This window comes from Actinoplanes cyaneus (assembly GCF_016862095.1).
Lineage (GTDB): Bacteria > Actinomycetota > Actinomycetes > Mycobacteriales > Micromonosporaceae > Actinoplanes > Actinoplanes cyaneus.
Map to the genome: position 1 here is coordinate 21483 of NZ_BOMH01000039.1, position 13316 is coordinate 34798.

The 13316-nt window shown below is 70.0% G+C and carries 13 protein-coding genes; 11 read left to right on the forward strand and 2 right to left on the reverse strand.

The features are described from left to right. Nucleotides 1-744: 744 nt before the first annotated feature. The 8 genes from Acy02nite_RS25855 (at nt 745) to Acy02nite_RS25890 (ending at nt 7582) form a co-directional block, all read left to right on the forward strand. The gene (locus tag Acy02nite_RS25855; protein WP_203744971.1) at nt 745-1428 is read left to right on the forward strand and encodes a sigma-70 family RNA polymerase sigma factor; all 684 of its coding nucleotides are present in this window, start codon (nt 745-747) and stop codon (nt 1426-1428) included. Then, nucleotides 1425-2204: a zf-HC2 domain-containing protein gene (locus Acy02nite_RS25860; RefSeq protein ID WP_203744973.1), complete on the forward strand. Its 780-nt coding sequence runs from the start codon at nt 1425-1427 to the stop codon at nt 2202-2204. Before Acy02nite_RS25855 ends, Acy02nite_RS25860 begins: the two co-directional genes overlap by 4 nt. Nucleotides 2205-2405: 201 nt before the next feature. Beyond that, nucleotides 2406-3101: a COG4315 family predicted lipoprotein gene (locus tag Acy02nite_RS25865; protein WP_239175212.1), complete on the forward strand. Its 696-nt coding sequence runs from the start codon at nt 2406-2408 to the stop codon at nt 3099-3101. Nucleotides 3102-3118: 17 nt separating this feature from the next. Continuing rightward, a complete protein-coding gene (locus tag Acy02nite_RS25870; protein ID WP_203744975.1) occupies nt 3119-3880 on the forward strand; it encodes a DUF4142 domain-containing protein in 762 nt (253 codons plus the stop codon). A gap of 45 nt (nt 3881-3925) precedes the next feature. After that, on the forward strand, nt 3926-5062 hold the full coding sequence (locus tag Acy02nite_RS25875) for a Pecanex-like protein 1 (RefSeq protein ID WP_203744977.1): 1137 nt from the start codon (nt 3926-3928) through the stop codon (nt 5060-5062). Between the two features lie 284 nt (nt 5063-5346). Beyond that, entirely contained in the window at nt 5347-6246 is a 900-nt protein-coding gene (locus tag Acy02nite_RS25880; RefSeq protein WP_203744979.1) for a DNA-3-methyladenine glycosylase family protein, read from the forward strand. A gap of 98 nt (nt 6247-6344) precedes the next feature. Continuing rightward, the gene (locus tag Acy02nite_RS25885) at nt 6345-7241 is read left to right on the forward strand and encodes a diacylglycerol/lipid kinase family protein (RefSeq protein ID WP_203744981.1); all 897 of its coding nucleotides are present in this window, start codon (nt 6345-6347) and stop codon (nt 7239-7241) included. 125 nt (nt 7242-7366) lie between these two features. Further along, on the forward strand, nt 7367-7582 hold the full coding sequence (locus Acy02nite_RS25890; RefSeq protein WP_203744983.1) for a hypothetical protein: 216 nt from the start codon (nt 7367-7369) through the stop codon (nt 7580-7582). A gap of 513 nt (nt 7583-8095) precedes the next feature. Here the strand turns inward: Acy02nite_RS25890 and Acy02nite_RS25895 are convergent. Then, a complete protein-coding gene (locus tag Acy02nite_RS25895) occupies nt 8096-9196 on the reverse strand; it encodes an MBL fold metallo-hydrolase (protein WP_203744985.1) in 1101 nt (366 codons plus the stop codon). 148 nt (nt 9197-9344) lie between these two features. On the opposite strand from Acy02nite_RS25895, the gene Acy02nite_RS25900 reads away from it, so the two are divergent. Both Acy02nite_RS25900 and Acy02nite_RS25905 read left to right on the forward strand, forming a co-directional pair. Beyond that, a complete protein-coding gene (locus Acy02nite_RS25900; protein ID WP_203745262.1) occupies nt 9345-9863 on the forward strand; it encodes an LURP-one-related family protein in 519 nt (172 codons plus the stop codon). Nucleotides 9864-9872: 9 nt separating this feature from the next. Next, the gene (locus Acy02nite_RS25905; RefSeq protein WP_203744987.1) at nt 9873-11339 is read left to right on the forward strand and encodes a deoxyguanosinetriphosphate triphosphohydrolase family protein; all 1467 of its coding nucleotides are present in this window, start codon (nt 9873-9875) and stop codon (nt 11337-11339) included. A 77-nt stretch (nt 11340-11416) separates the two neighbouring features. Here Acy02nite_RS25905 and Acy02nite_RS25910 read toward each other — a convergent pair whose 3' ends face one another. After that, nucleotides 11417-12046 carry a TetR family transcriptional regulator gene (locus tag Acy02nite_RS25910; RefSeq protein WP_203744989.1) on the reverse strand — a complete coding sequence of 210 codons (630 nt, stop codon included), beginning with the start codon at nt 12044-12046 and terminating at the stop codon, nt 11417-11419. 345 nt (nt 12047-12391) lie between these two features. Here Acy02nite_RS25910 and abmR point away from each other — a divergent pair, with 345 nt between their 5' ends. Beyond that, nucleotides 12392-12946 carry an ATP-binding transcription factor AbmR gene (abmR, locus tag Acy02nite_RS25915; protein WP_203744991.1) on the forward strand — a complete coding sequence of 185 codons (555 nt, stop codon included), beginning with the start codon at nt 12392-12394 and terminating at the stop codon, nt 12944-12946. The last annotated feature ends 370 nt before the right edge of the window (nt 12947-13316 follow it).

Genomic DNA, 13316 nt, shown 5'->3' on the forward strand with positions numbered 1-13316 from the left:
CATGAGGACCAGCCGAAGACCCGGCGGCGCGGCTGAGGGGTGGAGCGGGCCGGAGGTCGCGCGGGGCTGGGCGGTGGCGGGCTCACGACGTACGCGCGAATCAGCGGCCGGAAGCGCAGCGGAGCCGGCGGCGGACAGCGGAGCCGTCTCAGTTCCCGGGATGGGTGCCCGCATATCGGAACAGATCGGTCGGCTAACAGAAATTGGCCAAGAATTTTGGATCGTTGTCCCGGATCGGGCCGATCACTGCCCGTGGACCCGGGCGACCGGCGCCCAGCGGCATCTGGTAAACAATCGCTTACAAATCCGGAAAGCGTCCCAGCAGCAAGATCAAGAATTGGGAGCGCTCCCGACCGGGTGTCGCCCGAAAGGGTCCAAGAGATATCGGGGCATCCTCCGAACGGTTCGGCGACCCCGCCTTTCACCACACATTACTCACCGGTGAACACGCAACGGAATCATCCGTTCACGCAGCGAGATCACGCTCTCCCGCGTCCGGGGAAATTATTCTCAGAGCCATGTCTCGGGCCCGATGTCACTGAGTATCATTCCGCCTTACCTGGCGTCCGAATCGGCGTAGATCAATCCCCCCATGATCCGCGACCCGGCACGCCGCCACGATCGTCACCACAGCGGAGGACCCTTGAGACCGAGTGTCCCGGAAATTCTCGCGCCGGCTTTGATCCCGGCCGGGCCCCCCAGCCGTAACACAGGCGACGGGGAAAGGTCCGGGCGGAGGAATCGATGCATGCGGTGGCCGAGAAGCGGCTCACGCCGGAGAGGGTGCGTGTGATGGCGCGACACTCCGGAAGCAGGTGGCAAGCGGTCGACAAAGGGCGTGGTGCGCAGGATGACGGTTCGGTGATTCCCCGTCAGCAGTCGGCTCGGCACGGAGCACAGCCGGACACCGGCGCCAGCCACGAAGACACCCTTGTCAAGCTGCTCTACGAAGAGCACGCGGGCCCGTTGCTGATGTTCGTGCTGCGGCTGACCGGCGGTGACCGGCAGCGCGCCGAGGACATCGTGCAGGAGACGCTGCTGCGAGCCTGGCGCAACGCGCACCGGCTCGGCGCGCAGGGCCAGCAGTCGCTGCGCCCGTGGCTGGTCACCGTGGCCCGCCGGATCGCCATCGACGAGCACCGCAGCGCCAACGCGCGCCCCGCGGAGACGTACGATCGCGAGCTGGAGAGCTTCCCGACCACCTCGGACGAGACGGACCGCGTCCTGCAGTCGATGACGGTGTCGGATGCGCTCCGCCAGTTGAGCCATTCCCACCGGGAGATCCTGATCGAGACGTACTTCCGGGGCCGGACCGTGCCCGAGGCGGCCGAGTCGCTCAACCTTCCGCTGGGCACGGCGAAGTCCCGCGTGTATTACGCTCTGCGTGCGCTGCGTACCGCTCTGCAGCAGCGGGGGGTGACGGAATGACCCAGGATCAGCACTACGACGTCGCGTCGTACGCCCTTGGCGTGCTCGACGACCGTGACGCGGCCCGGTTCGAGGACCACCTGATCGACTGCCCACAGTGCGCCTTCGAACTGGAGTCCTTCGTCCAGGTGGCGGACGCTCTGGCGGACGTCGACGCGGAGGCGCTGCTCGCCGCGGAGAAGGCCGAGAAGGACGGGCTCCTTCTCACCAAGATGCTCACCGAGGTGCGCACCGACCGGAGCCGGGCCAACAGCCGCCGGCTCTACTCGCTCGCCGCCGCCGTGGTCATCTTCGCGATGCTCTCCATCGGCGCGCTCTTCGCCGGCGGCAAGTGGCTCGGCACCGACGCGCCGGCCACCAGTCCGGCCACCACCGCCCAGCGCGGCAGCGACCAGCTCGACCCGCTGCCGGACAGCAACGGCGTCGGCATCGGTGGCACCGCCCTGCCCGGTGAGAACTACAGCGGCACCGACAGCCGCACGAACGTCAGCGCCGCGGTCGGCCTGGAGAAGAAGGACTGGGGCACCCAGATCTCCTTCGCGGTCTCGAACCTCAAGGGCCCGAAGACATGCGCGCTGACCCTGGTCCACACCGACGGCACGTCGGAGCGGGTCGCCAGCTGGACGATCGGCGAGAAGGGCTGGGGCACCGCGGTCAACCCGGCGCCGCTGCTGCTGCAGGCCGTCACCGGCACGCCGCGCGACGACATCGCCCACGTCCAGGTCCAGGAGCTCTCGGCGAACGGGAACTCGGAGACGCTGGTAAGCATTCCGTAATCGTCCGAACACGAATAGGGCCCAGCCGACTCCGGCTGGGCCCTTTTCCGCTGTCCGGGCCATTCCTATACGTGCGTGACCCTGTGGAGGGTTCAAACAAAAATTCCCCAATTTGATCGAGCCGAATGTTCAACCGCTACCGCACGGGTCCCGTACTACTGCGCGGAAACGGCAAGAGGTATCGATCAGCTGGAGGACCCAGTGCTACCGGAGAAGCGCAAGTTGATGGTCGCCGGCGCGGCACTGGCGGCAATGGTCGCCCTGCCCGGATGCGCCCCGGCCGGATACAACGCGGCCGACTACGGGAACGCGGCCGAACCCGCCGCCGCCGACGTCGCGGCCACCCCGGGCGCCTCGGCGACCGACGGCGCCGTCGACCCGAACGCGGCAGACCCCGCATCAACCGCCGAGCCGGCCCCCGGCGACACCGGCAAGGTCGCCGACAACAAGGTGACCACGTCGCTCACCGGCACCTCGGTGGCGAAGATGGGCAAGGTCGTGGAGAACGCGAAGGGCTTCGTGACCTACCGGTTCGACGCCGACGGCGACAACCCGTCGAAGTCCACCTGCGACGGCGACTGCGCGAAGGTCTGGCCGCCTCTGCTGACCAACGACGGCAAGCCGACCCTCAAGGGCGTCGACTCCAAGCTCGTCGGCACGGTCACCCGGTCGGACGGGACGAAGCAGCTCACCCTCAAGGGCTGGCCGCTCTACACGTACGTCGGTGACAAGAAGCCCGGTGAGTGGAAGGGCCAGAACGTCAACGGCAAGTGGTTCGTGATCACGCCGACCGGCACGAAGAACCTCACCTGTCTTCCGAAGATCTCCAAGCCGGTCGCGCCGCCCGCGGACGCCTCCGGCAGCGCCGGTGACACCGGCAGCGACTACAGCTACTGATGGTGGTGGGTGTGAAGATGAAGTCCTGGTTGATCGGCGCCACGGCGGTGACGCTGGCGTTCCTTCTCACGCCGGCCGCGCCGGCGCTGGCCGCCGACAACCCGGTGCCGGTCCCCCCGAACACCGGGTTGACCGACACGGGGAAGGGCTCGGTCAGCGCCGCTGACATCGACTTCGTGATCAAGGTCCGGCTGGCCGGTCTCTGGGAGATCCCGGCCGGCAACATGGCCCAGGAGAAGTCGAACGACCCGAACGTCGTCAAGATCGGCAAGGCGATCGCGGCGCAGCACGTGTCGCTGGACGCCCTGGACCGGGAAGCGGCCAAGAAGCTCAACATCGATCTGCCCAACCAGCCCAACGGTGATCAGCAGGGCTGGCTGAAGGAGATGGAGAACGCTTCGGGGACGCAGTTCGACCAGATCTTCGTCGACCGGCTCCGCGCCGCCCACGGCAAGATCTTCCCGGCGATCGCCACCATCCGGGCCGGCACCCGCAACGACTCGGTGCGCAAGCTGGCCCAGGAGGCCAACCAGTTCGTGTTGACGCACATCACCCTTCTGGAGAGCAGTGGCGTCGTCGATTACGGCGCGCTGCCGACGGTGGCCGCACCGGCCAACCCCGCCCAGAAGGGCCCGGTCCCGATCGACAACCAGATGATCCAGGCCGCCAGCAACGGCGGCGGAGTGCCTGGTCTCAGCAACACCGTAATTCTGCTCGTCCTTGCTGCCGCGCTGGTGATCGGCGTGATCACCACGATGCGCATCTTCCGTTCGCGGTAGCCCCGAGAGATATCGCCCCGACGGCGACGAAGAAAGGTGTCACCCATGCGAAGGTCCAAGTACCGGCGCGCTAACGACTCTAAGTGGTTCAGCGGGCGTCGCCGTATCATCGCCGTGGCGGCCACGCTCGCGGCGTTCGGCGGCATCGTGACGGTTACGCAGATCTCCAGCGCCAGCACCAACGACGGACAGAAGACGGCGCTGGCGGCCTGCAACAACCTCAAGGCCGGCGGCGACAACAAGCTGTCGACGAACACCCGCCGTGGCACGTACACCACGAACAACGGCCAGGTCACCCAGCACCCGGACGACGGCGCGGGAGACGTGGCGACCACCGAGCAGGTGCGCGCTCGGTGCCGTGACTGGGTGATGCAGAACGTCGGCAACAACACCAACAAGGGCCGCGGCGGCAAGGGCAACAACAACAACGGTGGCGGGAACAACAACGGCGGGGCTGCCAGCAGCGCGCCGGCCGCCGGCGCCAGCGGTGCTCCGGCCAGCGCGCCGGCCGGCAACGGCGGGAACAACAACGGCGGTGGCGGCAACAACGGCGGGAACAACAACGGCGGCAACAACGGTGGCGGGAACAACAACGGTGGCGGCGCGACGGCCGCTCCCAGCACCGCCCCGCCCGGCGCCGGCCTCGGCATCCTGACCAACAGCTGCGCCACCAGCAACCTGCCGGCGCACGACGGTTTCCAGAAGGGCGACCGCTGCGTCAGCACCGAGTTCGGTGAGGTCGGCTCGGCCGCGAACAACCCGTCGCTGCTGATCACCCAGTCGCCGCGCCAGGTCAACCGGAACCAGGCGTTCACGCTGCAGGTCAGCACCCGGAACCTGATCCGCGACCGCTTCCTCGCGGCCGGCCAGGGCGGGTACTACGTGGAGTCCAGCGTTCTGCAGAACGGCCTGGTCCGCGGTCACTTCCACACCGCCTGCCGGATGCTCGCCAACAACAACGAGGCTCCCGCGCCGGAACCGGTGCCGGCGTTCTTCGTGGCGACCGAGGACAGCAAGGGCGGCCGCACTCCCGACTCGGTCACCATCCAGGTGCCGGGGCTGCCGCAGTCCGGCACCGCGCAGTGCGCCTCGTGGGCCGGTGACGGCTCGCACCGCATCCCGATGATGGAGCGCGCCAACCAGACCCCGGCGTTCGACGTGGTCCGGGTCCAGGTGCGCTGACCCCGCTCACCGCGGGAGACACAAGAAAACAGCTTGCGGAGCACAGCCGTCCGGTGGGCCCGAACCCTTCCCAGGGACCCCCCTTCGGGTCCACCGACCGTCCTTCCCCCTGCCGGACGGAACCACGGCTGCCCGGCCTCCACCCGGGGCACCGCTCCGCAACCGGGTGATCGAGCCTTTCTCGGATGTTCGATCACCGTCCGATGGCCCTGACCCCCAGCACCGGGGACAGGGCCATCGGCTTGTTCTTTTGCTTCGCACCCCTCGCGTGGCACAGTTCAGCGGTGACTTCCGAGGTGACGCGCCGGCTGACACCGCCGGAGCGATATCAGTTCGGTCCCTCGGTGCGCCCGCTCCTGGTGCCCAAGCACGACCCCTGCGGCACGATCGTGGACGGCGCTTTCTGGCTCGCCATGCGCACTCCCGCGGGCCCTGCGACACTCCGCCTCGACCGTCAGCTGCTCTCCACCGGCTTCGGCCCGGGTGCGGAGTGGGCCGTCGAGCACGCCGACGCGATCGCCGGCCTCCGCGACGACGTGAGCGACTTCCCCGAGCTGGCCCGGCGGCACCCGGTCGTCACTCGATTGGCGAAGACCTTCTCCGGCGTACGGATCCCGGCCACCCTGCGGGTGTTCCCGCGCCTGCTGCGGGCGATCCTGGAGCAGAAGGTGACGGGCAAGGAGGCGCACCGGTCGTACCGGGCGATCTGCCGGCACTTCGGCGAGCCCGCGCCCGGCCCGGTGGAGCTGGTGCTGCCGCCCGACCCGGCCGCGATCGCCGCCAGTGCGTACTGGGTGTTCCACCCGCTCGGCGTTGAGCAACGCCGCACCGAGGCCCTGCTGCGCGCCGCCCGCGTCGCCGACCGTCTCGAGCGCTGCGCCGACGCCGCCGAGGCCACCACCCGGATGACGGCCCTGCCGGGGATCGGCCCGTGGACCGCGGCCGAGGTGGTGCGGACCGTCTTCGGCGACCCCGACGCGGTGAGCGTCGGCGACTTCCACATCCCGAACACGGTGGCGTTCGCGCTGGCCGGCGAGCCGCGCGGCACCGACGAGCGGATGCTGGAGCTGCTCGAGCCGTTCCGTGGGCACCGCGGCCGGGTCTGCGACCTGCTCGCCATGGGCGGCCTGATGGCCCCGAAGTACGGGCCGCGGATGCCGGTCCGCTCGTTCGCGCGATTCTGAGCCGGGCTCGGCTCGGACGCCGGTGACGCGATTCTGAGCCGGGCACCGGCCGGACGCCGGTGAATGGAAGAGCGCCGGTTCGGGTAAACGGCGGCGATATGCGAACCCCCCGCAAGATCGCCGTCGTTGCCCACAAGAACAAGACGCTGGGTGGTGGCCTGGACGAGCTGCGCCGGCGCCTCACCGATCACGACATCAAGGACCTTCTCTGGTACGAGGTCCCGAAGAGCCGCAAAGCGCCGAAACGGGTCCGCAAGGCACTCCGCGAAAAGCCGGACCTGCTGGTCGTCTGGGGCGGCGACGGCATGGTGCAGCGGACCCTCGACGTGGTCGCCGGCTCGGACGTGCCCGTGGCGATCATGCCGGCCGGCACCGGGAACCTGTTCGCCGGCAACCTCGGGATCCCCACCGACCTGGAGAAAGCCGTCGAGATCGCGTTCCAGGGCGAGCGCCGCCGCTTCGACCTGGGCCGGCTCAACGGTGAGCACTTCGCGGTGATGGCCGGTGTCGGCTTCGACGGCGCGATGATCAAGGACGCGGACGGCGCGCTCAAGGACCGGCTGGGCAAACTCGCGTACGTCTGGACCGGCATCCGCCACGTCGGCGGCGACGCGCCCCGCACGAAGATCAAGGTGGACGGCACCACGTGGTTCGACGACGCGGCCAGTTGCGTGCTGATCGGCAACGTCGGGACGATCACCGGCGGGATCCGCGCCTTCGACGACGCGTCGCCCGACGACGGCTGGCTCGACGTCGGCGTGGCAACCGCGCAGGGTGCGCTGCAGTGGGCGCGGGCGCTCGGGACGATGGCGGTGAAACGGTCCGACAGCTCGCCGTTCGTGCGCACCACGCGCGCCCGGAAGGTCGACGTCACGCTCGAGTCGAAGCTGGAGTACGAGCTGGACGGCGGTGCCCGGACCAAGACGAAGCACTTCAGCGCGTCCGTCGTGCCGGCTGCGGTCTCGCTCTGCGTACCAGCGGCCACTGACCGATAACTGACAGTGCGGTTCGTCGTCGACTGCTGGGTTATTGCCCGTATTCGCCCGAGAATCCTCTGGATTGCGGCACGCCGCTGAGCCCAGACTGGCGGTTCACCATCCGTCGTCCAGGGGGAACTCCCATGACACTCATCGGCACTCTGCTCGCGGCCGGCGTGGTCCCGGTCATCGCCTACCGGATCGGTCGCACCCAGGCGGCCTGGCGGGACGCGCGCAACGCGAAACGGTCACTGCGCGCCGATCGGCGCACCGCCTGGTCCCACACGGCCCGATTAGCCGTCGGCGCGATCGTCCTGCTGCTCGGCCTCACCGCCGCCGCCGTCGGCCTCACCCGCTGACCCGCCCCGCGCCCCGCTCACCCAGTACGCAAGCCCCGCGTCAAGAACGAACCGTCGACCGCTGGCGCGCGTTCAGGACGCGAGCCGCGCGGCAACACCGGGCGGCAGCGCGGGTCGCGGTCCCGGCTGGTTCTCATGGGCGTTATGAGGCACGAATAACGCCCATGAGAACCAGCCCGGAGAGGGGGCGCGCTACGGGCGTGCGCACCGGCTTCGTCGCGGACTTCGACGGGCGGGACTTCTCCGGCCGGCTGCAGGCGTGGGCGGGGTTGCTGCCTTGACCGCGCCCAGCCACGGAGATCGCCCTTGCGGGCTGAGCGTTCTGGGCGCGCCAGCGCCCTGCTCGGCCCGGAAGGGTCCCCGCGGGAGCGACGATCTGGACCACAGCAAAGGCAGGCAATGAAGAATCTGATCTTCGGGTTGGGTCCTCAGGCAATCTGCTGCCACCAGCCACCGACCGACCGAAAAGGTGGGTCCTCAAGTGATCTGCCGACGCTGGCCGACCGAAAGTCCTCAGGCGATCTGCTGCCACCAGCCGTCGACCGGGGGCGGGTTGTCGACGTCGACGCGTTCGCCGGGGCGCGGGATCGCGAGCTTGACGCCGCGCGCCTTGGCCTCGCTCCAGGTGCGATCCGCGGGCTCGGACCAGTCGTGCAGCGCGAGGTTGAATGTGGCCCAGTGGACCGGGATCATCAGGCCGCCGCGGACGTCGACGTGGACCGAGACGCCGTCCTCCGGGACCATGTGGATGTCGGGCCAGGCGTCGCCGTAGGCACCGACCTGCACCAGCGTGACGTCGAACGGGCCGTGCTCGGCGCCGATCTCCGCGAAGCCGGGGAAGTAACCGGTGTCGCCGGAGTAGAAGGCACGGCGGGTCGGGCCCTTGATCACCCAGCTCGACCAGAGGGTCTCGTCGCGGTTGAAGCCGCGGCCGGAGAAGTGGCGGGCCGGGGTCGCGATCAGCTCGAGGGTGCCGATCCGGTGCGACTCGTTCCAGTCCAGCTCGATGATGCGAGTCTCCGGGACGCCCCAGCGCTCCAGGTGCGCGCCGACGCCGAGCGGGACCAGGAACGGGGCGGCCTGCAGGTCCACCAGGTTCTGGATCGACTCCATGTCGAGGTGGTCGTAGTGATCGTGGGAGATCAGGATCGCGTCGAGCGGGGGCAGCTCGCGCAGCGGCGCCGGCGGCTGGTGCAGCCGGCGCGGACCGGTCAGCCGGGACGGGGAGCAGCGCTCGCTCCAGACCGGGTCGAGCAGCACCCGGCGGCCCTCGATCTCGACCATCGCCGTGGAGTGCCCGAACCAGGTCACGTGCAGACCGTCGGCGGGCGCCGGGGCCGGTGTGACCACGGGGACCGGCTGGTGCGGGCGGCGGGTGTCACGGTCGGTCATCGCCGCGACGAGCAGCCGGGGCATCGAGGCCGCGGTCACTTCGGTGGCGGGCACGGTGTTGCGGAACTTACCGCCGGAGAACTGCGGGGACGACTCCATCCGGGCGCGGCGAGCGCCGCGCGCCTTGGCCCCCATCTGCGCGGGCAGGTCGCGAGCGGCCCAGACCGCCGCGGCGCCGAGTGCCAGAGCAACGACTGTACGGGTACGAACACGCTTCGCCATGCGCCCAGTCTGACCTGATCCGGGCCAACTCGCCCACCGCCTCCCTGAGCCGCTCCTCAGCTTGTGACAGGTATGACACACTGCCGCCGTGACAATCGATATTCTCCAGCAGCAGACGCAGCTCATCGTGCGTCAGCGCATCCGTTTGATGGTGAACCAGTACGAGGTGCACGGTGTCACCCCGGACGGTCAGGAAGCTGGTGTCCTCGCCTTCGCCCAGCAGAAGCGGCTGGCGTTCAAGGAGCAGGTCACCCTCTACGCCGACGACACCAAGCAGGTCCCGGTGCTCGGTTTCAAGGCGCGTCAGGTCATCGACCTGGGCGCGACCTATGACGTGTTCGACGCTGCCGGCAACCCGCTCGGCCTGTTCCGCAAGAAGTTCGGCGCCTCGCTGCTGCGCTCCACCTGGGTGGTCGAGCAGCCCGGCTGGCCGGAGATCGTCGGGCAGGAGCGGAACCTGTTCGTCGCCCTGTGCCGGCGCTTCATCGACTACCTGTCCTGGCTGCCGTACCACTTCGACTTCGAGGTCGACGGCCGCGTCGCGTTCTCGGTGGAGCGCAAGTGGGGCCTGCGGGACACCTACAACGTGACCATCAACGAGCCGAACCTGGACCGCCGCCTGGTCGTGGCGATGGCCGTCGGACTGGACGCCCTGCAGTCCCGGTAGCCTTCGCGCATGAACGATCCACGTGCTCAGCGGCTCTTCGGCGACAGCACGGTAGCGCCGGGCGACCTGGCTCTCAGCCCCTTCCGGGTCGACCGGGACAGGATCGTCAGCTCACCCTTCTTCGCCCGCCTCGCCGGGGTCACCCAGGTGATCAGCCCCGGCGGGGCGGGGCTGCTGGTGCACAACCGGCTCACCCACAGCCTCAAGGTCGCGCAGGTGGCACGGGCGATCGCCGAGCGGCTACAGGCCGCAAACCCGGATCTGACCGACAAACTCGGCGGCTGCGACCCGGATGTGGTGGAGGCCGCGGCGCTCGCCCATGACCTCGGTCACCCGCCGTTCGGGCATCTCGGCGAGCGCGTGCTGGACCGGCTGGCCCGGCAGCGGCTCGGGCTGCGCGACGGCTTCGAGGGCAACGCCCAGTCGTACCGGATCGTGACCAGCACCGAGATCCGCGGGCAGGCCACGATCGGGTTGAACCTGACCAATGCAGTACGGGCGGCGATCCTGAAGTACCCGTGGACCCGCCACGGGCATCCGGAGCCGCATCCACGGTTCATGGACCCGCCACCGCGCGGCGCCGCGACCCCTCCGGACGACCCGGAGAGTGGCTCGGCCAAGTTCAGCGCCTATTCGACCGAGATCAACGATGTACGGGCGGCGCGCGCCCCCTTCGCCGACCGGGTCGCGGACTGGCAGCAGACCGTCGAGGCGTCGGTGATGGACACGGCGGACGACATCGCGTACGCCATCCACGACCTCGAGGACGTGCACCGGGTCGGCGTGCTGCAGCAGGGCGCCGTGGCCACCGAGCTGATGGCGTGGCAGCGGTGGGGCCCCGAGAGTGATCTCAAACGGGCAGGTGGCGCGATCGAGTCGCTGCGGCGCGGCCTGCACCGGAAAGAGGGCTGGATCGCCGACGACGACGCGTTCGCGGACGCCGTGGAGCTGGTCCGGGCCGAACTCGTGGACGGGTTGCTGGCCCAGCCGTTCGACGGGTCGGTGCAGGCCGAGGCACGAGTCGCGGCCTTCTCGGCGACCTGGACCCAGCGGCTCGTCGACTCGGTCGAGCTGACCGAGCACGCGGCGATCAGGAGCGGTCACGCACAGCTGGCCGTCGCGCAGTGGCACGAGGTGCAGGTCCTCAAGTTCGTGCAGAACACGTTCGTGCTGGCACGGCCCGACCTGGCCCTGCATCAACGCGGTCAGGGCCGGCTGCTCGCGTCGCTGGTGGAGGCGCTGCTCGCCTGGCTGACCGACCCGGACGAGGAGGACCGGCTGCCCCGGCGGCTGCGGGATCTCGTGGAGCTGGCCGAGGCAGAGCTTCCGGAGGGTACGCCGGGACGGCGCGGACAGGCGCGCGGGCGAGCGGTGATCGACTTCGTGGCAGGGTTGACGGACAGCCAGGCGGTGGGGTTGATGGAGGCGCTCTCGGGGCGGTCGCGGCAGTTGTGGACGGACTCGTTCGTGCTCTGACCGGCGTGTTCCCGGCACGCGGGGTTCCGCGTGCTCGCCTTTCGGTCATTTCGCTGCGGCCCGGCGGGCGGCCGGGTCTACCTCTTGCCGGCCTTCTTGATGCGTGACCGCAGGACCCGCGTCGCCAGCGGGCCCAGCTCGTCCATCACCTCGACCAGCACCGCGAGCTGGTCGATCGCCTCCAGCGCACGCCTGCCGCCCGTCGCGTCGATCCCCTCGAAGAGCTCCAGCCCCACGAACGCCGACGAGATCGCCCCGGCCAGCCCCGGAATGTCGGCCGCCTCGGCGATCGGCGAATCGGCGAGGACCCGCCGCAGCACCGCCTCGATCTCGTCCGTCCAGAGCTGGAGCGTCGCCCGGATCGACTCGGCCAGCCGCTCGTTCGTCTGCGCCGCGGCGAGCATCTGGGCGAGCACCGACACGTTGCCCTGGGCCAGCTCGGTGGCGTGCAGGTCACGACCCACCTGGAGCAGCTCGCGCAGCGACGTGACGGCGGCGAACCGATCCGCGTAGAACGCCACCCGTTGCGCCGTCGCTTGCCGGCAGGCCGCCCCGAGCAGCTCGTCGACCGACCCGAAGTGATAGAAGACGAGCGCCTGATTGGCTCCCGCCGCGGCGGCGATGGTGCGGGCCGACGCGCCGGTCACGCCGTGCTCGCGCACAGCGGTCAGCGCGCCGTCGAGCAGGCGCTGTTTGGTGTCGCTCACCTTGTTCCCTCCGGCGGGGTGCTGTGGTGCGCCCGGGATCTCCGCGACGGCGGCTTCACCCCCTTCGAAGCGAAGTGCCATCCTCCCGTACGGCATCCGAGTCCACCATGATCGAGCGCGCACGCCGCGGCCGCCACATCCCCGGCGGAGTAGCCGCGCGTTCGCGTGCCCGGAGTCGTTCGCGTGCCCGGAGTCAGGAGCGGCCGGCCCCGTTCGAGCGACCGGTGAGTCACCGAGCCTACTCACAGTTGAGCGATCGCTCAAGCTTGGAGGACCACGGGATGGTGGCGGCTTACCGGATTGCGGTGTAAGCATGTAATCACTGCAAGACCGTAGGAGGTCGTCATGCGCTATCGTCCCGCCCCGCCCGGGGCACGTACCGAGCCGCCGCCCGCTGACGACGCCGCCGCCTGGGTGACCGGTGCGGTGCCGGACGGGTGGTTCGTCGAGCCGCCCGAGGTCGTCGTCGACCGCGACGAGATCATCATCTGGGGCCGGCTGCCCGAGCCGGACCTGGCCGCCGAGGCCACCGACGCGGACCGGGCCGCGGCTCAAGGTGGCCGGATCACCCAGTTCCGGGAGAACACCCGGGACGACCGGATCCGGGTCGCCCGCCAGGTCGAGCACCGCTACCAGCGCAAGGTCGCCTGGGGTGCGCGGTGCGGCCACACGTCGGAGCTGTACACCCATCTGGCCGCCCCGGTGATGACCCGCCTGCGGCAGCCGGAGCGCCAGGTTCTGGACACGCTGGTCGACGCCGGCGTGGCCCGCTCCCGCTCGGACGCCCTGGCCTGGTGCGTTCGCCTGGTCGGCCAGCACACCGAGGACTGGCTCTCCGATCTCCGCTCAGCCATGACGAAGGTCGACGAGCTCCGCCGTCAGGGCCCCAACACCCAGTAGCCCCGACCGGAGCCGCGCGCACGCTGCGGCCCGCCCGCGAGGTCCCAGCCGCAACCCTGCACACGCTGACAGGCTGCGGCCCGCCCGCGAAGCCACAGCCGCAACCCAGCACACGCTGGCAGGCTGCGGCCGCCCGCGAAGCCCCAGCCGCAACCCAGCGCACGATGACAGGCCGCGGCGCGCGCAACCCAGCCGGAGCCCGGCGCGCAACGGTCTCACCCGAGCCCGGCGCCGGAACGAGTCCCGGTTTGTCGAGCGGGCACGGGGCGCGGTGCCGGTGTTGCCACCGGTCCGTTCCCCGTGCCGCTCGCCGCGCCCCGGCGTGGGCAGCTCTGCGCACCGGCTCTCCATGGCGCCGTTGACGCGGGTC

Excerpts from the sequence above, each read along its gene's own strand:
- Acy02nite_RS25855 (WP_203744971.1), top strand. The coding sequence starts at position 745 with ATGCATGCGGTGGCCGAGAAGCGGCTCACGCCGGAGAGGGTGCGTGTG.
- Acy02nite_RS25860 (WP_203744973.1), top strand. The coding sequence starts at position 1,425 with ATGACCCAGGATCAGCACTACGACGTCGCGTCGTACGCCCTTGGCGTG.
- Acy02nite_RS25870 (WP_203744975.1), top strand. The coding sequence starts at position 3,119 with ATGAAGTCCTGGTTGATCGGCGCCACGGCGGTGACGCTGGCGTTCCTT.
- Acy02nite_RS25875 (WP_203744977.1), top strand. The coding sequence starts at position 3,926 with ATGCGAAGGTCCAAGTACCGGCGCGCTAACGACTCTAAGTGGTTCAGC.
- Acy02nite_RS25885 (WP_203744981.1), top strand. The coding sequence starts at position 6,345 with ATGCGAACCCCCCGCAAGATCGCCGTCGTTGCCCACAAGAACAAGACG.
- Acy02nite_RS25890 (WP_203744983.1), top strand. The coding sequence starts at position 7,367 with ATGACACTCATCGGCACTCTGCTCGCGGCCGGCGTGGTCCCGGTCATC.
- Acy02nite_RS25895 (WP_203744985.1), bottom strand. The coding sequence starts at position 9,196 with ATGGCGAAGCGTGTTCGTACCCGTACAGTCGTTGCTCTGGCACTCGGC.
- Acy02nite_RS25900 (WP_203745262.1), top strand. The coding sequence starts at position 9,345 with ATGGTGAACCAGTACGAGGTGCACGGTGTCACCCCGGACGGTCAGGAA.
- Acy02nite_RS25905 (WP_203744987.1), top strand. The coding sequence starts at position 9,873 with ATGAACGATCCACGTGCTCAGCGGCTCTTCGGCGACAGCACGGTAGCG.
- abmR (WP_203744991.1), top strand. The coding sequence starts at position 12,392 with ATGCGCTATCGTCCCGCCCCGCCCGGGGCACGTACCGAGCCGCCGCCC.